General features: G+C 62.6%; 19 protein-coding genes. 10 read left to right on the top strand and 9 right to left on the bottom strand.

From position 1 onward, the window contains the following. Window positions 1-110: 110 nt before the first annotated feature. The 7 genes from cobG (at window position 111) to ACYCCG_RS12475 (ending at window position 6,668) form a co-directional block, all read left to right on the top strand. On the top strand, window positions 111-1,442 hold the full coding sequence (cobG, locus tag ACYCCG_RS12445; protein WP_209963193.1) for a precorrin-3B synthase: 1,332 nt from the start codon (window positions 111-113) through the stop codon (window positions 1,440-1,442). Next, window positions 1,435-2,061 (top strand): precorrin-8X methylmutase, encoded by a 627-nt coding sequence (locus ACYCCG_RS12450; protein ID WP_003257545.1) that lies wholly within the window; start codon window positions 1,435-1,437, stop codon window positions 2,059-2,061. The genes cobG and ACYCCG_RS12450 overlap by 8 nt, the downstream gene beginning before the upstream one ends. Continuing rightward, window positions 2,061-2,792, top strand: a complete 732-nt coding sequence (locus ACYCCG_RS12455; RefSeq protein WP_209969711.1) for a precorrin-2 C(20)-methyltransferase — start codon at window positions 2,061-2,063, stop codon at window positions 2,790-2,792. Before ACYCCG_RS12450 ends, ACYCCG_RS12455 begins: the two co-directional genes overlap by 1 nt. Next, the gene (cobJ, locus tag ACYCCG_RS12460) at window positions 2,780-4,477 is read left to right on the top strand and encodes a precorrin-3B C(17)-methyltransferase (RefSeq protein ID WP_459670593.1); all 1,698 of its coding nucleotides are present in this window, start codon (window positions 2,780-2,782) and stop codon (window positions 4,475-4,477) included. Before ACYCCG_RS12455 ends, cobJ begins: the two co-directional genes overlap by 13 nt. Before the next feature lie 117 nt (window positions 4,478-4,594). Next, window positions 4,595-5,278, top strand: a complete 684-nt coding sequence (locus ACYCCG_RS12465) for a hypothetical protein (RefSeq protein WP_176683192.1) — start codon at window positions 4,595-4,597, stop codon at window positions 5,276-5,278. Between the two features lie 51 nt (window positions 5,279-5,329). Continuing rightward, on the top strand, window positions 5,330-6,019 hold the full coding sequence (locus ACYCCG_RS12470) for a hypothetical protein (protein ID WP_209963206.1): 690 nt from the start codon (window positions 5,330-5,332) through the stop codon (window positions 6,017-6,019). Next, on the top strand, window positions 6,012-6,668 hold the full coding sequence (locus tag ACYCCG_RS12475) for a hypothetical protein (RefSeq protein ID WP_459670596.1): 657 nt from the start codon (window positions 6,012-6,014) through the stop codon (window positions 6,666-6,668). Before ACYCCG_RS12470 ends, ACYCCG_RS12475 begins: the two co-directional genes overlap by 8 nt. A gap of 40 nt (window positions 6,669-6,708) precedes the next feature. Here ACYCCG_RS12475 and ACYCCG_RS12480 read toward each other — a convergent pair whose 3' ends face one another. The 9 genes from ACYCCG_RS12480 to ACYCCG_RS12520 form a co-directional block, all read right to left on the bottom strand. After that, on the bottom strand, window positions 6,709-7,305 hold the full coding sequence (locus ACYCCG_RS12480) for a MarC family protein (protein ID WP_014592545.1): 597 nt from the start codon (window positions 7,303-7,305) through the stop codon (window positions 6,709-6,711). Between the two features lie 76 nt (window positions 7,306-7,381). Next, window positions 7,382-10,153, bottom strand: coding sequence for a hybrid sensor histidine kinase/response regulator (locus ACYCCG_RS12485; protein ID WP_209963208.1), 2,772 nt, complete (start codon window positions 10,151-10,153; stop codon window positions 7,382-7,384). A gap of 135 nt (window positions 10,154-10,288) precedes the next feature. Beyond that, entirely contained in the window at window positions 10,289-11,584 is a 1,296-nt protein-coding gene (gene purD, locus ACYCCG_RS12490) for a phosphoribosylamine--glycine ligase (protein WP_003249685.1), read from the bottom strand. 146 nt (window positions 11,585-11,730) lie between these two features. Next, window positions 11,731-13,338, bottom strand: a complete 1,608-nt coding sequence (gene purH, locus ACYCCG_RS12495; RefSeq protein ID WP_003249687.1) for a bifunctional phosphoribosylaminoimidazolecarboxamide formyltransferase/IMP cyclohydrolase — start codon at window positions 13,336-13,338, stop codon at window positions 11,731-11,733. A gap of 81 nt (window positions 13,339-13,419) precedes the next feature. Continuing rightward, entirely contained in the window at window positions 13,420-13,740 is a 321-nt protein-coding gene (gene fis / locus ACYCCG_RS12500) for a DNA-binding transcriptional regulator Fis (RefSeq protein WP_012274390.1), read from the bottom strand. Beyond that, complete coding sequence (gene dusB, locus ACYCCG_RS12505; RefSeq protein WP_176683196.1) at window positions 13,737-14,750, bottom strand: tRNA dihydrouridine synthase DusB; 1,014 nt, start codon at window positions 14,748-14,750, stop codon at window positions 13,737-13,739. The genes fis and dusB overlap by 4 nt, the downstream gene beginning before the upstream one ends. 206 nt (window positions 14,751-14,956) lie before the next feature. Continuing rightward, window positions 14,957-16,300, bottom strand: coding sequence for a DUF3426 domain-containing protein (locus ACYCCG_RS12510; protein ID WP_339444031.1), 1,344 nt, complete (start codon window positions 16,298-16,300; stop codon window positions 14,957-14,959). A 42-nt stretch (window positions 16,301-16,342) separates the two neighbouring features. Further along, entirely contained in the window at window positions 16,343-17,221 is an 879-nt protein-coding gene (prmA, locus tag ACYCCG_RS12515; RefSeq protein ID WP_209963221.1) for a 50S ribosomal protein L11 methyltransferase, read from the bottom strand. Window positions 17,222-17,338: 117 nt separating this feature from the next. Then, window positions 17,339-17,794, bottom strand: coding sequence for a MaoC family dehydratase (locus ACYCCG_RS12520; RefSeq protein ID WP_339444030.1), 456 nt, complete (start codon window positions 17,792-17,794; stop codon window positions 17,339-17,341). Window positions 17,795-17,937: 143 nt separating this feature from the next. Here ACYCCG_RS12520 and ACYCCG_RS12525 point away from each other — a divergent pair, with 143 nt between their 5' ends. From ACYCCG_RS12525 to ACYCCG_RS12535, 3 genes are read left to right on the top strand one after another with little or no spacing between them, the layout of a single operon-like run. Further along, window positions 17,938-18,300: a CidA/LrgA family protein gene (locus tag ACYCCG_RS12525; RefSeq protein WP_012053815.1), complete on the top strand. Its 363-nt coding sequence runs from the start codon at window positions 17,938-17,940 to the stop codon at window positions 18,298-18,300. Next, window positions 18,297-19,013, top strand: coding sequence for an LrgB family protein (locus tag ACYCCG_RS12530; protein ID WP_176683200.1), 717 nt, complete (start codon window positions 18,297-18,299; stop codon window positions 19,011-19,013). Before ACYCCG_RS12525 ends, ACYCCG_RS12530 begins: the two co-directional genes overlap by 4 nt. A gap of 9 nt (window positions 19,014-19,022) precedes the next feature. Further along, window positions 19,023-19,613, top strand: coding sequence for an LON peptidase substrate-binding domain-containing protein (locus tag ACYCCG_RS12535; RefSeq protein WP_176683201.1), 591 nt, complete (start codon window positions 19,023-19,025; stop codon window positions 19,611-19,613). Window positions 19,614-19,685: the final 72 nt, after the last annotated feature.

A 19,685-nucleotide genomic window follows, 5' to 3' on the forward strand; every position in this document is an offset into this window, starting at 1 on the left:
GTCCTGAATTTCTACTTGATCGCCGAGGGTGCTCGACCACCGGCTTTTCATGCCGCCGGACAAAGCAGGCATAATACCGCGCCTTCTACACTCAAGCGCACTTTCACAGATTGCCGGACACCCCATTGACCCAGGCCGAAGCCCCCACTGTCATCCCTCGCCCCTCGGCCTGCCCGGGGTTGTGGCGCATCGTCAGTGCCCGTGATGGCGGCATCTGCCGTATCAAGCTACCAGGCGGCCTGTTGCTGGCCGATCAGGCCGAAGTCGTGGCGACGGCGGCCGAGCGCTTTGCTGGCGGTGTGATCGAGGCTACCAACCGTGGCAACCTGCAGATTCGCGGCATCGGTAACGAGCACCGTGCCCTGGTCGACACCTTGCTCGCTGCTGGCCTGGGCCCACGCGAGGCGGCCGGTGACGATGTGCGCAACCTGATGCTCAGCCCGCTGGTCGGGCATGATCCGCTCATGCTGCTGGACGCCAGGCCGCTGGCCGGGCAGATCCTCCACCTGCTGGAAGGTACTCCGCGCTTTCACCAGCTGTCGGCCAAGTTTGCTGTGCAGCTGGATGCAGGCGAGCGCCTGGCGATGCTCGAGCACCCTCATGACCTGTGGCTGTCGCCCCTGCACCTGGACCAGCAGACCTGGCTGGTGTTTGGCCTGGCAGGTTGCCCGGCAGAGGGCCAGGCGCTCGGTGCGGTGCCGCTGGCGCAGGGCCTGATGCTGGTGCGCGCCGTGCTGGATCGCTTCCTCGATCTGGCATCCCCGACGCAGACGCGCATGCGCCAGCTGCTTGAGGTGTACCCGACAGCCGATTTTGTCGCTGGGCTCGGTCTGGACATCCGCCGCGATGCCGCCGTGCTCACATGGCGGCGTAAACAGCACCGCGCCTCGTGGTTGGGCAGGCTGCCCCAGGCGCAGGGTATTGCCCTTGGCGTCGCCCCGCCGCAAGGCCGCCTGACCCCCGCGATGCTGCGCGGTGCCGCACGTATTGCCCGTGAACTGGGCGATGCCAGCATGCGCCTTAGCCCTTGGCAAAGCCTGGTGCTGACCAACCTGCAAGAACAACACCTCGATCAGGCCCTGGCCGAACTGTCTGCGCTGGGGTTGCTGTGCCACGACCATGAACCCCTGGCGCGTATCAGCGCCTGCACCGGTGCCAGCGGCTGCGCCAAGGCCCTTGCCGAGACCAAGGCCGACGCGGTTGTCCTGGCCGCGCTGCTGGGCCCTGGCGTGCCGGCCAGCGTGCACCTGTCTGGCTGCCCCCGTTCCTGTGCTGTGGCCCATGTTGCCCCGGCCACCTTGCTGGCCCGTTCCCCGGGCCGTTACGACCTGTACCTGCGTGATGCGCGCCAGCCGGGTTTCGGTGCCCTGCGCGCCACCGACCTTACCTTGAATGAAGCAGGCGCCATGCTCGACCTGCCGACGGAGCACCTTGATGATTGACTACATCCGCGATGGTCAGGAGATCTATCGCAACTCCTTCCGGATCATCCGCGAGGAAGCCCGACTCGAGCGGATCCCCGCAGACCTTGAAAAGCTCGCCGTGCGCGTGATCCACGCCTGTGGCATGGTCGACGCCATCGATGGCCTGCAGTTCTCCGAAGGTGCCGGCCGGGCCGGGCGCGAGGCGCTGCTCAACGGCGCGCCGATCCTGTGCGATGCGCACATGGTGGCCGAAGGCATCACCCGGGCCCGCCTGCCAGCCGACAACAAAGTCATCTGCACCCTGCGTGACCCGAGCGTGCCGGGCCTGGCCAAAGATGCCGGCAACACCCGCTCCGCCGTAGCCCTGGAACTGTGGCGCCCGCACCTGGAAGGCAGTGTGGTGGTCATCGGCAATGCCCCTACCGCGCTGTTCTACCTGTTGGAAATGCTTGATGCCGGCGCGCCCAAACCGGCGCTGATCCTCGGTTTCCCGGTCGGTTTCGTCGGCGCTGCCGAGTCCAAGGCCATGCTCGCCGCCGACAGCCGTGGCGTGCCGTTCGTGATCATGCAAGGCCGCCTGGGCGGCAGCGCGATGGCCGCTGCGGCGGTCAACGCCCTGGCTACGGAGGTGGAATGATGGCCCCGCGTGGACGGCTGCTTGGCCTGGGCGTGGGCCCTGGCGATCCTGAACTGATTACCCTCAAAGCCCTGCGCCTGTTGCGTGAGGCGCCGGTGGTCGGCTACTTCGTGGCCAAGGGCAAGCGTGGCAATGCCTTCGGCATTATCGAGGCGCATCTGCAGCCCGAGCAGACCCTGCTGCCGCTGGTCTACCCGGTCACCACCGAAGTACTGCCGGCGCCGCTGTCCTATGAGCAAGTGATCAGCGACTTTTACGACGAAGCCAGCGTACAGGTGGCCGAGCATCTGGATGCCGGCCGCGACGTGGCGGTGATTTGCGAAGGCGACCCGTTCTTCTATGGCTCCTACATGTACTTGCATGACCGCCTGGCGCAGCGCTACGAGGCCGAAGTGGTTCCCGGTGTCTGCTCGATGCTCGGTGGTGCTTCGGTGCTGGGGGCACCGCTGGTGTACCGCAACCAGAGCCTGTCGGTGTTGTCTGGCGTGTTGCCCGCCGAAGAGCTCAAGCGCCGTCTGGCCGACGCCGATGCAGCGGTGATCATGAAACTTGGACGCAACTTCCCCAAGGTGCGCGAAGTGCTGGCCGAACTGGGCCTGGATCGGCGTGCGCTGTATGTGGAGCGGGCGACCATGGCCAACCAGAAGATCGTGCCGCTGGACCAGGTCGACCCGCAGTCGTCGCCCTACTTCTCGCTGATTATCGTGCCGGGGGAAAAATGGCAGGGCTGAACATGCACAAGGCACCGGCCATCGTCATTCTCGGCCCGGGCAGCCTTGCGACAGCGCAGCGTATCCAGGCTTGTTATCCACAGGCCACGATCCATGGCCTTGAGGGGCGTGTCGAGGGTGCGGACCAGTCGTACGCGTCCTTCGGCGATACCCTGCGCGGGTTGTACCAGCAAGACACGCCGATCATCGCGTTGTGCGCCGCGGGTATCGTCATCCGCAGCCTGGCCAGCCTGCTCAGCGAGAAGGGCAGCGAGCCGCCAGTACTGGCCGTGGCCGAGGATGGTAGCGCGGTAGTGCCGTTGCTCGGAGGCCTCGGCGGAGTGAATGTGATGGCGCGTGAAATCGCTGACGCGCTGGGCGTTTCCGCGGCCATTACCACCAGTGGCGAGCTGCGCTTCGGTACTTGCCTGCTGAACCCGCCGCAGGGCTATGCATTGGCCGACATCGAGCAAGGCAAACGCTTTGTATCCGACCTGCTGGCGGGTGAGACTCTGCGTATCGAAGGTAACGCTCCGTGGCTGCAGTTGGCGCAGTTGCCTGCAAGCGAAGCGGCGCAGCGCACCATCCATGTGGGGCATCAGGCGCGCCCGGCCAACCGCGACGAGCTGCTGATCTACCCGCGCCTGGTGGTGGTGGGCGTTGCCGGTGGCAATCTGCACAGCATTCGCGCAGCACTGCAGCAGGCCGGTATCGCCGAGCCCTCGGTAGCCTGCGTGCTGGCAGACGAGCGAACCATGGCCGACAGCGCGTTGCACGAAGCTGCGCAGGCTCTGGGCGTCCCTTTGCGCTTCGCCACCCGCCTAGGCGATGTGGCCAGCATGGTCGCTGCGGCGGTGCCCGATGCCGAGTTGATAGCGATTGAAGAAGTCGTAGTCGCGGTGGCGCCTGCCCCGGTCGACGTAGCGCAGGTCGGCCGCCGTCGCGGTCGCCTGGCGGTCATCGGCCTTGGCCCAGGTGCGGCGGAACTGATGGTGCCGGCAGTCAAGGCCGAACTTGCGCAGGCCGAAGATGTGCTCGGTTACGAAACTTACGTGCGCATGGCTGGCCCGTTCCGCAGCGACCAGGTGCTGCACTGCACCGACAACCGCGAAGAGATGCAGCGCGCCCGACATGCTTTCGAACTGGCAGCCCAAGGCCGTTCGGTGGTGGTGGTGTCGTCGGGTGACCCGGGCGTTTTCGCCATGGCTGCTGCGGTGCTCGAAGCGCTGCACGAATCCAGTGACCCCGCCTGGCATCGCGTCGACCTGCAGATCCTGCCGGGGGTTTCAGCCTCGCTGGCAACCGCCGCCCAGGCGGGGGCACCGCTGGGGCATGACTTCTGCGTCATGTCGCTGTCGGACAACCTCAAGCCCTGGTCGATCATTGAAAAACGCCTGGACCTGGCTGCCCAGGCCGACCTGGTGCTGGCCTTCTACAACCCGATCTCCAAGGCCAGGCCGCACCAGCTCGGTGTGGCCCTGGAGGTTGTGCGCCGACACCGTGACGGGAACACGCCTGTAGTCCTTGGCCGTGACATCGGTAGGCCGGGGCAGACGCTGAAGGTCGTCACCCTGGCCGAGCTGCTGCCAGAAATGGTCGACATGCGCACGATGGTACTGGTTGGATCTTCCACTACCTGCACGTTCGACCGCGCAGCTGGCGGGCTCTGGGTGTATACCCCGCGCTGGTATGGCGCAAAGCCGTAAGCGGCGGAAGCCCGGGCAGGTGAGGAACTGCTTCGTGGCAGATTGATGCAAAGGGCACAGGTAGGTTTGCGGCTGGAGCCATTTGGCTTCAACCGTACCCTTCCTGGAGACCTTCCCATGACGACCGATAAAGAGAAGCTGCAGCTTCAGGTTCTGCCGGACAAGAATCTGTTCGTGTTCCCCGACCAAATGGGTGAGCAAAACCGCGATGCTGCAAAAGCTTGTCATGCCCTGGCAACGCAAGGTGCCAACAGGCAGCATGATCCTGTCCGTGAGACGCAGCTCTGGTTCAAGCACTACATCTACCTGATGTCCAAGATGGGCTGGGCGTCAACCAATGTCGACGTACAGCAGCTCACTGAACGCAATATGCACCTTGAGATCAGCAACCTGCTGGGCAAGGGCTTGCAGGCGGCATATGGCGTTTTCACTGGCGATGTGGCAACCGCCCTGGACAATCTCGGCAAAACAGTTGTTTCAGCCTTGGCCGCCAGCACCAAAAACGTCGAGTTGCTCGACCGCAAGTCGGTGGAAGATGACCGAACCGAGCTGAGCCTGGTCAAGTGCGAGCAAACCGGCGAAGGGCAGGTGGCGATGCTTGTCAGTGCAATCCAGACCGACGCCAAGCCTGACAAGGCTGCCAACTATCTTCTGGCCAAGTGGGAAAGCAGCGGCACCTCCAATTTTGCCTGTGGTGCAGTGTTGAATTTCGATAGCCGCCGATACGACAAAATTCGCGCCATTGTAGAAACCAAACTTGACGACAATGCCCTGCAGGTTCTGCTGGCACTGGAACTCTGACTATGAAGTTGGCCTGTCGACACGGCGTCGACGGGCCTGGAGGGCATACTGATGCACGCCAATTACACTTTGTGGTTGAACGGCAATAGCCTGGTATTGATCGACAACTCCGTCAGTGCTTCACGAGCAGAAGCGTTGTTGGATGTTCAGCTGGCAGCCTACCTGACTGCTAACAAGGGTCACGCCATTCAGGACGCTGTGTGGCACAAGGAATATCTGCGAATTCAGGGTAACTTCGGCTGCACTGTCGCGACCTTGCATTCCGGCGCCGCGCCTGCTGTATCCGCAGTGGCCTGTGAACCGTGGAAGATGCTGCGGATCAATCTCTTGGCAGCTCTGCCAAGCGCCCTTCAGGGGCCGGTAGCCAAATGCCTCGACGCTTACGCCGCCCAGCCAGACGGCGCTATTGAACAGTTGTTATGGGTGGAGTGTGTTCGGCCCCCGGACGATAAAGGCGTGAGCCATGTACGTATGGAGTTGCGCCTGATACTGGCTGATTCCGGCGTTATCAGTACCGCGTTGGGCTTTAGCACAGCAGAGCATGTGGCGATGGATTGGCTGTGGCAGCCGCTGGAACTTGCAAGCGCCCATCCCGCTCAGCAGTTCGACGCCAATTATTTCACCCATGGAAAAGTGATCAGTTCGATAAGTGCAGGCTTGCATGATTCCATCAAGGTCAAGCAATTGCAGTATCGCAGCCAGGTCAAACTTGCGACAACATCAGGAGTCGACAATGAGTGAGTTCAATCAAGATGCCGCCAGTGGCAAACTCGTCCACAGCAGCCTGCTGTCATTCTTGCCAGGTGTTAGCCGCGAAGCCCGTGACGACATCCTGTTGGCCAATGCGTTTGCCCAGCAAGTAGCCTGGGGGGACTTTAACGAAGGCCTGGAGCCGGACTGGTTCAGGAACTACTGGCGTAACCTTGCGTTTCTGGGCTTTGATGGCAAGCTCGCGCCCACGGCGACTCGACCGGGGCCGGACAGGACCAGCCTTGCCGAGCAGGCGCTTGCCCAGGTTCGTCAGAAAGGCTCCGCCGGTCATCATCAATCTGCCCAGTCGTCGCTTCAGGCACTGCGCAATGACAGCCAGGCATTGACCGCGTTTGAATCCAGGGCAGTCTCCAAAGCGGTCGGACGCTTTCAGTTGCTGCCTTGCTCCCAGCAGTCGAGCGGCTTCATCGACATGGTGTTGGTTCACATGGAAATGTCGATGAAAAAGACTTCCAAGGGCTTCTTGTTCATGCAGTTGAACAGTGAAGTCAAAATCCTGGACATGCGTGTCGAAGTGATCCACTTCAACTTGCAGGGGTTTCGCGAAGACTACCGCAAGCGGGCCCAGGCCAGCGTTGACAAGCAAAATGGCAAGGCTATCCTTGAGCTGCAGTTGTAGGCCTCCGGCCTACCGGTCCGGACAGCTTTGGTTCTGTACCCTAGGGCAGCAGGTAGCCGCGAATCCCGGTAAAGATGATCTGTGCTGCCAGGGCGCAGACGAAGAGCCCCATCAGGCGGCTGACAATTTGCAAACCCTGGTCACCGAGCAGGCGCTCGATACCGTGCGATAGATACAGCACCAGGCCTACGGTAAAGCTGGCCAGGGCAATGCTGACGATGGCCAGCAGTTTTTCATCCCAGTGCGGCTGGCTCACCCCCATTACCAACAGGGCACCGATGGTGCCTGGGCCAACCGTCAGCGGAATGGTCAGCGGTACGATGGTCACATCCTGCTGTACGTTGTCGGCCTGTACCGCCGGCTTGCCCTGGGCCATGCCCAGGGCCGAAATGAACAGCACGCTGCCGGCACCGATGCGGAAGGCATCGGCGGTGATGCCGAAAATACCGAAGATCGCCCGCCCGAACAGGTACAGCATCACGCTGGCGACCAAGGCTGCGAACGCGACCTTCCAGGCCAGTTGCTTGCGCTCCTTGCTGGAGTGGCCACGGGTCAGGCTGATGAAACACGACAGCACGAAGAACGGGCTGTAGAGCACGAGCATTTTCAGGTAGACGCTGAACAACTCATGGAGCATGAGCACTGTTCCTTGGGGGTTATGCCGGGGCGGCCTTGTTTCGCGAGGCCGCTCCTGCAAGAGCATTGGGTATCGGTCAGGACGTATGTGCCGGGTCCACCTTGACTTCCCGGTGATTGGCCCAGTATTGAATCAGCTCGCGTAACTGCGACAACTCCACCGGCTTGGCCATGTGTCCGTCCATGCCCGCCAGCCGCGCGCGTTCCTTGTGTTCGGCCAGTATGTGCGCAGTCAGTGCCACCACCGGCGTGCGCTGGCGCTGGTTTTCAGCCTCCCAGGCCCGTAACTGCTGGGTGGCCGAAAAACCGTCCAATATCGGCATCTCGCAGTCCATCAACACCAAGTCATAATGCTGCGTTTTCATTGCCTGCAAGGCCTCTTCGCCATTGCAGGCGGTATCGGGCTTGAGGTTGAGCTTGCCGAGCATACTGCGGATTACCTTGGTCGAGATGCTGTTGTCTTCGGCGACCAGCACGCGGAAGTCGCCTGGCAGGTCCAGCGCCTGCGGGACGCCAGGCAGGCTGGCAGGCATCGCTTGTTCGCGGCCGCGCTGGGCCAGTTCCTCGGCCAGGGTGGTCTTCAACGTATACCCGGCCACCGGCTTGGCCAGTATTCGCTTGACCCCGGCGTTGCGCGCGATGACTTTGCTCGGCGCATTGCTGATGCCGGTGAGCATCACCACCAGGATGTCGTGGTTCAGGCTCGGGTCTTCCTTGATCTTGGCGGCCAGTTGCATGCCGGTCATGCCGGGCATGTTCTGGTCCAGCAGCACCGCGTCAAAGTAGTCGCGCAGGTGCGCCTTGGTGCGCAAAAGGGCCAGGGCCTCCTTGCCCGACGGTACCGCGCTGACATTCATGCCCCAGGCGCTGCACTGCTGTACAAGCACCTTGCGGCACGTGTCGTTGTCGTCCACCACCAGCACGCGGGCATCGCGCAGCGGGCTGTCGAGGTCCGCCGGTGGCTGTTCCAGGCGCGAAGGGTCCAGCGGTAAGGTCAGCCACAGGGTATTGCCCATGCCGGTGCTGCTCTTGATGCCGAACTCGCCCTGCATCAGACCGATCAACTGTTTGGCGATGACCAACCCCAGATGGCCACCCAGCTTGTTGCTGGAAAGGAAGTGGTGGCTGTGCAACTCGGCCTGCAGCAAGGCTTCACGGTCGGCAGCGGGCAACGGCTCGCCGCTGTCCTGCACGGCGATACGCAGGCGTGGCACCTCGCCGCGTTGATCCAGCGCTACCACCAGCAGGATCTCGCCTTGGTCGGTGTTTTTCAGGGCGTTTTCCAGCAGGCTCGACAAGGCCTGGCGCAGGCGCGTCGGGTCTCCGCTGATGACCCGCGGTACTTGTGGCTGGGTGAAGCTGATCAACTCGATGTTCTGTTGCTCGGCCTTGGCGCGGAAGATGTTCAGGCAATCCTCGATCAGCGCGTTAAGGTCGAACTGCACATCATCCAGCTCGATCTGCCGGGATTCCAGCTTGGAAATGTCCAGAATTTCGTTGATCAGCGTCAGCAGCTCGTTGCCGGCGCTGTGGATGGTCTGCACATAATCACGCTGCTTCACCGACAGCGGTGTGCCCAGCAGCAATTCAGTCATGCCTAGCACGCCGTTCATTGGGGTGCGGATTTCGTGGCTGATCTTGGCCAGGAACTCGGCTTTGGCGTTGATTTCCGCATCGCTGGCGGCCAGCGCACGGCTGGCGCTGAAACGCTCCTCGCTTATACGCCGCAGCCGTTCACTGACTGCCAGGTTGAGCAGCAGGCCACTGACCACGGTCAGGCCCAGCAGGATACACAGCAGCCAGGGTGTCGAGGTGCGTGTCAGCCCCAGCAGGGCGGGCAGCAGTACCAGGCCTCCGAGGTTGAACACCACCATGGCCAGGCTGAACAGGCGTCCGGGTGCATAGCCCTTGTACCAGTGGTAGCTGCTGACCAGCAGCATGCTCACGCTGCCCAGCGCCATCAGGGCGTAGGTCATCAGGTTCAGAGGCAGGGTATCGACGAACAGCAGCACCAGGCCACTGAGCCCGACGATCAGCATCTCACCCTGCAGCAAGCGGTTAAGCCGTGGCGAATTGCATGGCGAAAAGAAATGTTGAGTGAAATACAACCCGGACAAGCCGGCCAGAACCAGCGTCAGGTAGGCGGCAGGTGTTTGTGCACTGTGCCACACATGCCACCAGGGGCCGCTGAGGTTCAGCAGGATCAGGCCGCTGAGCAGCATCAGGGCGTGGTACAGCGCCAGGATCAGGGTGGTGCTGGAGCGGGTGTAGAGGAAGCGGATCAGGTTGTGCATGATCAGCATGATCAGGCCGCCGAACAGCATGCCGAACAGCAGCGGCTGGCGTTGGTCCGAGGCGGCCTCTGCCGCAGGCTCAAGGCTGATGGCCGGCCGCAGCTGGTGCTCTGAGACCAGGCGCAGGTAGATGTCCAGCGGTTGCCTGCTGTTGGGCAGGGGCAATACATGGTCGCTACCGCGCAGGGTCGGGCTGGCATTGCCGGCCTGGCGCCCGTGGTGCAGCTGACGCAGAAGTTGCTCGCCTTCAAGGGCGTAGAGGTCCAGGCCAGAAAGGTCCGGGGCAAATACCCGCAGCAGTTGCTCCTGGTCACCTGGAGCCAGACGATAGTGCAACCACAAGGCCTGCCCAGCCGGGGCAGCATCAAGGTCGGCGAGAGGCAGTGGGCTGAACTGGTTGCGATAGCGCTCGGAGCGCACATCGCTCAGTTGCAGGTTGGCCTGTTCGTCGAGCAGAACGGTCCAGCCACCGTCATGTTCGGCCGCAGCCGGAAACATGCAGAGCAGGGTCAGCAAGCTGACGATCAGAACTGAGGCAATCCGAAGCCGACGCACTACGAAATCCCTTCTTGGCCGATGTGCCGGGTACTCACTATGCGCGGCGCGCCAAGTCGAAGGCAAGGCCCATGCCGGGCCCTGTCGACGAGCCGGATGCCGCAAGCTGAATCAGCTACGGCAAACCGGTAATACTTACTGCTGGTGCTCACCGCGCTCGCGGGCGATGGCCCGATAGCCGATGTCGGAACGGTAGAAGCTGCCGTTCCAGCTGACTTCCTTGGCCAGGCGATAAGCCTGCTGCTGCGCGTCGGCAACGGTGCTGCCCATGGCGGTGGCACACAGTACGCGCCCGCCGTTGGTGGTTACCTTGCCATCCTTGAGCGCAGTACCGGCATGGAACACCTTGCCTTCGATCTTGGCGGCAGCGTCCAGGCCGTTGATCACGTCGCCCTTGGCGTAATCGCCCGGGTAACCGCCAGCTGCCAGGACCACGCCCAGGCTCGGGCGCGGGTCCCACTGTGCTTCGACCTTGTCCAGGGCCTTGGCGAATGCAGCTTCCACCAGCAGTACCAGGCTCGACTCCAGGCGCAGCATGACCGGCTGGGTTTCCGGGTCGCCGAAGCGGCAGTTGAACTCGATGACCTTGGGGTTGCCCGCCTTGTCGATCATCAGGCCGGCGTAGAGGAAGCCGGTGTAGACGTTACCTTCCTCGGCCATGCCGCGCACGGTTGGCCAGATCACCTGGTCCATCACGCGCTGGTGCACGTCGGCGGTGACGACCGGGGCAGGGGAGTAGGCGCCCATGCCGCCCGTGTTCGGGCCGGTGTCCTGGTCGCCGACGCGCTTGTGGTCCTGGCTGGTGGCCATGGGCAGCACATTATGGCCGTCGACCATGACGATGAAGCTGGCTTCCTCGCCGTCGAGGAACTCTTCGATCACGACGCGCGAACCGGCTTCACCGAAGGCGTTGCCAGCCAGCATGTCACGCACGGCTGCTTCGGCTTCTTCCAGCGTCATGGCGACGATCACGCCTTTGCCTGCCGCCAGGCCGTCCGCCTTGATCACGATTGGCGCGCCTTTTTCCTGCAGGTAGGCCAGCGCTGGCTCGATCTCGGTGAAATTCTGGTAGTCGGCGGTCGGGATCTTGTGACGCGCCAGGAAGTCCTTGGTGAAGGCCTTGGAGCCTTCCAGCTGGGCCGCGCCCTTGGTTGGGCCGAAGCAGTCGAGGCCGCGGCTGCGGAACAGGTCGACCACGCCGATAACCAGCGGTGCTTCCGGGCCTACGATGGTCAGGTCGACGTTTTTCTCGGCGAAATCGGCCAATTGTTCCAGGGCGCACACGTCGATGGCGACGTTCTCGCACTTGGCTTCAATGGCGGTACCGGCGTTGCCCGGTGCAACGAAGACTTTCTCGACGCGTGGGTCCTGGGCGACTTTCCAGGCCAGGGCGTGCTCACGGCCGCCGCTGCCGATGATCAAAACTTTCATGTCAAAACCTCGATTCAAGTGATCCCGTGGCTTGCGCCGAACACTGTGGGAGCGGGCTTGCCCGCGAATGCGGCGGTGAACCCACCATCGTATTCGCGGGCAAGCCCGCTCCCACAGGATCTCGACTCGCCTCGGGATCCGCGTAATTAGTGGCGGAAGTGGCGCATGCCAGTGAACACCATCGCGATGCCGGCCTCGTCGGCAGCAGCGATGACTTCAGCATCACGCATCGAACCACCCGGCTGGATCACGGCGCTGATACCCACTTTAGCCGCATTGTCGATGCCGTCACGGAATGGGAAGAATGCATCCGACGCCATGACCGCGCCCTGCACCTGCAGGCCAGCGTGCTCGGCCTTGATTGCAGCGATGCGGGCGGAGTTGACGCGGCTCATCTGGCCGGCGCCGACGCCGATGGTCTGGCGCTGCTTGGCGTAGACAATGGCGTTGGACTTGACGAACTTGGCCACTTTCCAGGCGAATACCAGGTCGTGGATCTCTTGCTCGGTCGGGGCACGCTTGGTGACGATCTTCAGGTCATCGGCGGTGATCATGCCGATATCGCGGCTTTGCACCAGCAGGCCACCGTTGACGCGCTTGAAGTCCCAACCGGCAGCGCGCTCGGCTGGCCACTCGCCGCACTCCAGCAGGCGCACGTTCTGTTTGGCAGCCACCACGTCGCGGGCGGCCTGGGAGATTTTCGGGGCGATGATCACTTCGACGAACTGGCGGTCGACAATGGCCTTGGCGGTTTCGCCGTCCAGTTCACGGTTGAATGCGATGATGCCGCCGAACGCCGATTCGGTGTCGGTAGCGTAGGCCAGGTCGTAGGCCTTGCGAATGCCGCCCTCGTCTTCCGGAACGACCGCCACGCCGCACGGGTTGGCGTGCTTGACGATGACGCAGGCCGGCTTGACGAAGCTCTTCACGCATTCCAGCGCGGCGTCAGTGTCGGCCACGTTGTTGAATGACAGTTCCTTGCCTTGCAGCTGGACAGCGGTGGAAATGCTGGCTTCGCCTTTCTTGGCTTCTACATAGAACGCCGCGCTCTGGTGCGGGTTCTCGCCATAGCGCATTTCCTGTGCCTTGACGAACTGGCTGTTGAAGGTGCGCGGGAATTCGCTGCGCGCCTCGGTGCTCAGGGTGTCCTTGGCCTGGTCGATGGTGCCCATGTAGTTGGCGATCATGCCGTCGTAGGCGGCAGTGTGCTCGAACGCCTTGAGCATCAGGTCGAAGCGCTGGGCATAGGTCAGGCCACCGGCCTTGAGGCCTTCGACGATGCCGGCGTAGTCGCTGGCGTTGACCACGATGGCCACGTCCTTGTGGTTCTTGGCTGCCGAACGGACCATGGTCGGGCCGCCGATGTCGATGTTCTCGATAGCGGTCGGCAGGTCGCAGCCAGGCTTGGAAATGGTGGCTTCGAACGGGTACAGGTTGACCGCAACCAGGTCGATCGGCTTGATGCCGTGCTCGTTCATGATGGCGTCGTCGGTACCGCGACGGCCGAGGATACCGCCGTGGATCTTCGGGTGCAGGGTCTTGACCCGGCCATCCATCATTTCGGCGAAGCCGGTGTAGTCAGCCACTTCCACCGCGTTTACGCCGTTGTCCTTGAGCAGCTTGTAGGTGCCGCCGGTGGACAGGATCTCGACACCGAGCTGCTGCAGCTCACGGGCGAATTCGAGGATACCGGTCTTGTCGGAGACGCTGATCAGGGCGCGGCGGACTGGCAGGCGGGTAGTCTGGTCGGTCATTTCGGATTCCAATAACGCGGTGGAGTCAGCAAAAAAGGCGCCTCTGTTCAGGGAGTCGCCTTTTCTGGATGGGATTCTGGCTTACAACAAGTCGTACTGCTTGAGCTTCTTGCGCAGGGTGCCTCGGTTCAGCCCGAGCATCTCGCTGGCCTTGGTCTGGTTGCCCTTCACGTAGTTCATCACGCTTTCGAGCAGGGGCGCCTCGACTTCGGAGAGCACCAGGTTGTACACGTCCGTCACGGTCGCGCCTTCCAGGTGGGCGAAGTAGTTGTGCAGCGCCTTCTCGACGCTGTCGCGAAGGGTCTGGCCCTCTTCGCTCGGCGTGTTGAGGTGCTGTTTCAGGTTGGCGTTGTCGCTCACGGGCGTTGTTCCACTCACAAATGTCTCGGTCATCATCGTCATGCGGCCACCCCTTGTCCGTCCTCTGTCTCAAGGCTCTGTCGACGTTCGCTGAAAAACGCGCGAACGTTGGCGCACTGCGCTTGTGTGTCTTCCAAAGCGTTGAACCGGGCGCGAAACTCCTTGCCGCCGGGTCGTGTTGCCAGGTACCAGCCAACGTGCTTGCGGGCGATACGTACGCCCATCACATCGCCATAGAAGGCATGCAGCGCGGCCAGATGCTCCAGCAGGATGCGTTCCACTTCTTCCAGTTGCGGCGCTGGCAGGTGTTCGCCAGTGCGCAGGTAATGCTCGATCTCGCGAAAGATCCATGGCCGCCCCTGGGCAGCCCGGCCGATCAACAGGCCATCGACCCCGGTGGTTTCCAGCACCGCCCGGGCCTTTTCTGGCGAGGTGATATCGCCGTTGGCAAAAACCGGGATTGACACCGCCTGCTTGATGGCAGCGATGGTGTCGTATTCGGCTTCGCCGGTATACAGGTCGGCACGTGTGCGGCCATGCACCGCCAGCGCCTGGATGCCGGCCTGTTCGGCGATCTTCGCCACGTTCAGGCCGTTCTTGTTCGCCCGGTCCCAGCCGGTGCGGATTTTCAGGGTCACCGGTACATCCACGGCGCTGACAACGGCGTGGAGGATCTCGCTGACCAAGGCTTCATCTCTCAATAAAGCAGAGCCTGCGGCTTTGTTGCAGACTTTTTTTGCCGGGCAGCCCATGTTGATATCGATGATCTGGGCACCCGCGTCGACGTTGGCCTTTGCCGCCGCTGCCATCATCTGCGCATCACCGCCGGCGATCTGCACCGAGCGTGGCTCGGGATCACCTTCATGGATGCGGCGCAGGCTCGACTTGCGGCTGTTCCACAGGCTCATGTCGCTGCTTACCATTTCCGACACCACCATACCGGCGCCCAGGCGCTGGCAAAGTGTACGGAAAGGCTGATCCGTCACCCCGGCCATGGGCGCGAGGATCAGGTTGTTACGTAGTGTGTATTGGCCGATGCGTACCGCCGACATAGGTGATCCCTGTTGTGGGGCCGAATCTTGGAGTTCGAAAAAGGGTTGGCATGATACCCGCTCTCGATGACTGGATAAAGATGGATTTGGATAAAATCTGAACAGTTGCCGGCTTATGCCTTTGCGCTTCAAGCAGCAAGCGACACGCCAAAAGCGGCCACGTTTTGGGCCTCTTGTCTTGTGGCTTGCTGCTGGCCGCTTGTCGCTTATTCCGGCGAACGGAAGCTCAGGCTGTAATTCACGGCCTTCGGCCCCGGGTCGAGGATGTCCAAGGCAATGTGGATCGGCGTCTGGCTGGGCATTTCGCCACGCCCTGCCAGTTCGCCCGACAGGTACTCGCTGGGCTTGAAGCGACGGCTGGCGATCAGTTGGCCATTGAGGTCGGCGAAGCGCAGTTCCAGCAAAGGGAACGGCTGGGCGAACGGCGCGCGGTTGTAGATGATCGCGTCGACAATCAGGGCGCCCGTGAAGTCAGGGTGGCTACGCACCACCAGATTGCTGCTCTTTATCCGTGCAATATCGACGCGGGTAGGTACCTGGCAACCGACCATCGGGCAGATCTGCTGGAAAATCGGCCGATACTGATCCTGGCGGGCCATCTCGTCGAAGTGGAACCACACGTACTGGAACGCCAGCAGGCCGGCAGCCAGCAGGGTCAGAAAGCCCCACAGCAGGCGCTTGCCCCAGTGGGGTGCGGGTTTTTCCCAGCCCAGCTGCAGCGGGTCGTCGACCACATCGACCAGCGGCTCCTTGCGCGAGGGGCGCTCAGGTTTGCCGGCAAGGCCTGGTTCCAGGCGCTCTCCGGGCAACGGCTCGACTGGCTCGTCATCATGCGCCGAGAGGCGCAGCGCCAAGGGCTCGTCGTCACGGGCACTCAGGCCCTTTTCCGGGGTTTCGTCATCGCTGATGCGCAGCGGTTCGCTGAGCGCGGGCTGGTCATCGCGTTCGGCTGCACGGTGCGCGGGCGGCTCGCCATCGATGTCCAGGTCAAGGTTGCTGCCCAGGGTCGGCTCGGTGCGCTCGCCGGGTGCAGGCTCCAGGTCCAGTTCCAAAGGCTCTGGCTCCAGCCGTACTGGGCCAGGCTCTGCCGGTTCCTGCGGCGCGTAGGGCTCATCGGTAGCCGTGCCGAAAAGGTCTTCTGCGTGCTCGTCCGGGTGAAGTTCGTCGCGCCGTGCCTGCAACTGGTCACCTTGGCTGGCCGGGCGGGTCGGGGCCGGTTGGCCGCGACGCTCCAGGCGCTCCAGTTCCTTGTCGAGGTCAAGCTCGTCCAGCGCTTGGGCGGTAAGTGCCCAGTCCTGGTCAGGGGAGCTGCCGCGTACACTGATGGCAGGCTCTGGCGCCGGTTCGGCAGGCGCTGCAGGTGCCGACGCCGGTACCACGGGGGCGCTGGTGGGCGCGGCGCGGTTCTGCTCCAGCAACTGCTTGGCGGCATTGAATACCTGCAGGCAATGCCCGCAGCGCACCACACCGCGGGCCACGCTCAACTGGTGGTGGGTGACGCGAAAGCTGGTCTGGCAATGCGGGCACTGGGTGACGAAACTGTCGGTCATGCGGCGATCCGGGAGCTGTGCAGAAATGTATTCTAGGCCCGCTTAGCGACGCCGACCACTGATGCGCACCCAGCCGTCGCGCACGACGATCGGGTCCAGTTCAAAATCGGCGGCGTAAGCGGCGGCCACTTCTTCACCTTGCTCGGCGAGGATACCCGACAGCGCCAGCAGGCCACCTGGGCGAACCAGGCCGGACAATTGTGGCGCCAGCGACACCAGTGGGCCGGCGAGGATGTTGGCAACCAGCACGTCGGCCTGCATAGCCGGCATGTGCTCGGGCAAGTACAGCGCCAGTTTCTCGTCGGCAATACCGTTGCGTTGGGCGTTGTCGCGCGAAGCCTCGATGGCCTGCACGTCGATGTCGGTACCTACCGCTTCGCGGGCGCCCAGCAGCAATGCAGCGATAGCCAGGATGCCCGAACCGCAGCCAAAGTCCAGCACCTGGGTGCCTTCAAGCTGCTGGCCGTCGAGCCATTCCAGGCACAGGGCCGTGGTGGGGTGGGTGCCGGTGCCAAAGGCCAGGCCCGGGTCGAGCAGCAGGTTCACGGCGTCCTTTTCCGGAGCATCGTGCCAGCTGGGCACGATCCACAGGCGGCGACCGAAGCGCATCGGCTGGAAGTTGTCCATCCAGCTGCGTTCCCAGTCCTGGTCCTCGATCACCTCGGCCTGGTGTTCGGGCAGCTCGGCGCCGGTCAGCAGGCGTAAATGGGCGAACACCTGTTCAGGGTCGGCATCGGCTTCGAACAGCGCCAGCAGGTGGGTGTGCGACCACAGCGGGGTGGTGTTGAGGTCTGGCTCGAAGATCGGTTGATCTTCGGCATCCATGAACGTGACCGAGACGGCGCCTACTTCAAGTAGCGCGTCTTCATAGGTTTCGGCTTGTTCCGGGCTGATGGCCAGGCGTACTTGCAGCCAGGGCATGGCGGGCACCTTTGATAAATCGACAGGGGCAGCCCTAGGCTGCGCGAAGGCTGGCAGTTTACGCGAGTGCGGGGGATTTGTGGATCGGGGGCTGCATAGCAGCCCCCGGGGCATGTATCAGACAAAACAGAGCGACAGCGACTCGGCTATATAAGCAGGCTTCTCTTCACCTTCGATCTCCAGCGTGGCAATCGCCTTGAGTAGCCACTGCCCCGGTTTTTTCTCCACCACCTCGGCCAGCGTTACCTTCAGCCGAACGCGGCTGTCGACCTTGACCGGCTGAATGAAGCGCACGCTGTCCAGCCCGTAGTTCACCACCATCTTCAGCCCTTGCGGCAGGACGAGGATGTCCTCGATCAGCTTGGGGATCAGCGACAAGGTCAGGAAACCATGGGCGATCGTGCTGCCAAACGGGGTTTTTGCTGCCTTCTCAGGGTCGACATGGATGAACTGGAAGTCGCCGGTCGCCTCGGCGAACAGGTTGATGCGCTGCTGGTCGATCTTCACCCACTCAGAGTGGCCCAGCTCCTTGCCAACGTACTGCGAAAGCTCTGTAACCGGTACATGGGGCATCGCGGACTCTCCGGGTTGTCAGTTGGTACGAAAGTACAAGATCAGCACGGCGAACCGTTTCAGTCAAGTTGCCCGCTTTTCGGCGAATATCGGTCTGAAGCTGTGCGTGCTTATAATGGCGGCCATGCCGGAGGGAGATGCTTATGCTGTTGCGTGGTTTGACCTGGCTGGTACTGTTCCAGCTGCTGGGGACGGCGATCAATCACCTGTTCGTGCCGTTTTTGCCCGGGCCGATCATAGGCCTGTTGTTGTTGCTGCTCTTCCTCATGGCCCGCGGTGAGGTCGGCAAGCCGCTGAACGAGGCCGCCAGCAGCTTGCTGCGCTATCTCCCGCTGCTGCTGGTGCCGCCGGCAGTTGGGGTGATGGTGTATGCCAAGGACATTGCCGCCGACTTCTGGGCGATTGTCGGGGCCTTGCTGATCTCCTGCCTGGTGACCCTCGTGTTCGTCGGTGTGCTGATGCAGAAGCTCATCCAGCGCCAGGGCAAGCGTGAGGAACAGCCATGATGTTCGACTGGCAGGGCGCGCTCGATGCGGTCATACATCACCCATTGTTCGGTATCGGCATTACGCTGGGAGCCTATCAGGTAGTGCTGGCAGCCTACGAGAGAACCCGCTGGATCTTCCTGCAACCGGTACTGGTGTCGATGCTGCTGGTGATCGGCGTGTTGCTGCTGAGCGGTATCGATTACAGCGAGTACCGCAAAAGCACCGAAATCATGAACATTCTGCTGGGGCCCGCCACTGTGGCCCTGGCCGTGCCGCTCTATCTCAACCTGCGGCGTATCCGCCAGCTGTTCTGGCCTACATTTACTACGCTGGTAGTCGGAGGCCTGTTCGCCACGCTCTTCTGCCTGGTGCTGGGCTGGTGGTTCGGTGCCGAGCACATGATCCTGATGACCATGGCGCCGAAGTCCGTCACCTCGCCGATCGCCATGCTGGTGGCCGAGCAGATTGGTGGCGTGGCGGCCCTGGCGGCAGTGTTCGTGTTGATTACCGGGGTGATTGGCGCGATTTTCGGCCCGGCGTTGCTGAGCCGCTTCGGCGTGCACAGCCCTGAGGCGCGCGGCATGTCGCTGGGCGTGACCGCACACGCAGTGGGCACTTCGGTGGCCCTGCAGGAAAGTGACGAATGCGGCGCGTTTGCCGCGCTGGCGATGAGCCTGATGGGAGTGGCTACAGCGGTGTTCCTGCCGCTGGCGGTCAGCCTGGTGGCTTGAGGAATTGTGATGACGCTACCGCTGTTTCCGCTCAATACCGTGCTGTTTCCTGGCTGCTTTCTCGATTTGCAGATTTTCGAGGCGCGCTACCTGGACATGATCGGGCGCTGCATGAAGCAGGGCGAAGGGTTTGGTGTGGTATGCATCCTTGACGGCGAACAAGTCGGCAAGGCGCCGCCGGTGGTCGCCTCGATCGGCTGTGAAGCGGTGATCCGCGACTTCGTGCAGCAGGATAACGGCTTGCTGGGTATTCGCGTCGAGGGCGTGCGGCGCTTCAATCTGGAAAGCTCCGAGGTGCAGAAGGACCAGTTGCTGGTGGGGCAGGTGCAATGGCTGCCGGAGCAGGCAGACAGCCCGTTGCTCGAGGCCGATGACGACCTGCTGGCGCTGCTGGTGGCCCTGGGTGAGCATCCCATGGTCGAAGCGCTGGGCATGCCGCGCCCGGTGGACGGGCGTCAGGCGCTGGCCAATCAGCTGGCGTACCTGTTGCCGTTCATGGAAGAGGACAAGCTGGACCTGCTGACTCTCGATTCGCCGCAGCAGCGGCTGGGGGAAATCCAGAAACTGCTGGAACGGATTCAGGGTGAGTTGTTCGCCTGAGGGTTCTGTATTGCCTGTGCCGGCCCCTTCGCGGGTAAACCCGCGCCTACAACAAGCGCGATCCCCGCGAAT

This window comes from Pseudomonas sp. VEM90, from assembly GCF_054611535.1.

Bases quoted from the DNA above. Each gene is read 5' to 3' on its own strand.
- ACYCCG_RS12455 (WP_209969711.1), top strand. From the start codon at position 2,061: ATGGCCCCGCGTGGACGGCTGCTTGGCCTGGGCGTGGGCCCTGGCGAT.
- purH (WP_003249687.1), bottom strand. From the start codon at position 13,338: ATGACCGACCAGACTACCCGCCTGCCAGTCCGCCGCGCCCTGATCAGC.
- fis (WP_012274390.1), bottom strand. From the start codon at position 13,740: ATGACGATGATGACCGAGACATTTGTGAGTGGAACAACGCCCGTGAGC.
- dusB (WP_176683196.1), bottom strand. From the start codon at position 14,750: ATGTCGGCGGTACGCATCGGCCAATACACACTACGTAACAACCTGATC.
- ACYCCG_RS12480 (WP_014592545.1), bottom strand. From the start codon at position 7,305: ATGCTCCATGAGTTGTTCAGCGTCTACCTGAAAATGCTCGTGCTCTAC.
- ACYCCG_RS12525 (WP_012053815.1), top strand. From the start codon at position 17,938: ATGCTGTTGCGTGGTTTGACCTGGCTGGTACTGTTCCAGCTGCTGGGG.
- purD (WP_003249685.1), bottom strand. From the start codon at position 11,584: ATGAAAGTTTTGATCATCGGCAGCGGCGGCCGTGAGCACGCCCTGGCC.
- ACYCCG_RS12520 (WP_339444030.1), bottom strand. From the start codon at position 17,794: ATGCCCCATGTACCGGTTACAGAGCTTTCGCAGTACGTTGGCAAGGAG.
- ACYCCG_RS12530 (WP_176683200.1), top strand. From the start codon at position 18,297: ATGATGTTCGACTGGCAGGGCGCGCTCGATGCGGTCATACATCACCCA.
- ACYCCG_RS12535 (WP_176683201.1), top strand. From the start codon at position 19,023: ATGACGCTACCGCTGTTTCCGCTCAATACCGTGCTGTTTCCTGGCTGC.
- prmA (WP_209963221.1), bottom strand. From the start codon at position 17,221: ATGCCCTGGCTGCAAGTACGCCTGGCCATCAGCCCGGAACAAGCCGAA.
- ACYCCG_RS12475 (WP_459670596.1), top strand. From the start codon at position 6,012: ATGAGTGAGTTCAATCAAGATGCCGCCAGTGGCAAACTCGTCCACAGC.
- cobJ (WP_459670593.1), top strand. From the start codon at position 2,780: ATGGCAGGGCTGAACATGCACAAGGCACCGGCCATCGTCATTCTCGGC.
- ACYCCG_RS12450 (WP_003257545.1), top strand. From the start codon at position 1,435: ATGATTGACTACATCCGCGATGGTCAGGAGATCTATCGCAACTCCTTC.
- ACYCCG_RS12510 (WP_339444031.1), bottom strand. From the start codon at position 16,300: ATGACCGACAGTTTCGTCACCCAGTGCCCGCATTGCCAGACCAGCTTT.
- ACYCCG_RS12465 (WP_176683192.1), top strand. From the start codon at position 4,595: ATGACGACCGATAAAGAGAAGCTGCAGCTTCAGGTTCTGCCGGACAAG.
- ACYCCG_RS12470 (WP_209963206.1), top strand. From the start codon at position 5,330: ATGCACGCCAATTACACTTTGTGGTTGAACGGCAATAGCCTGGTATTG.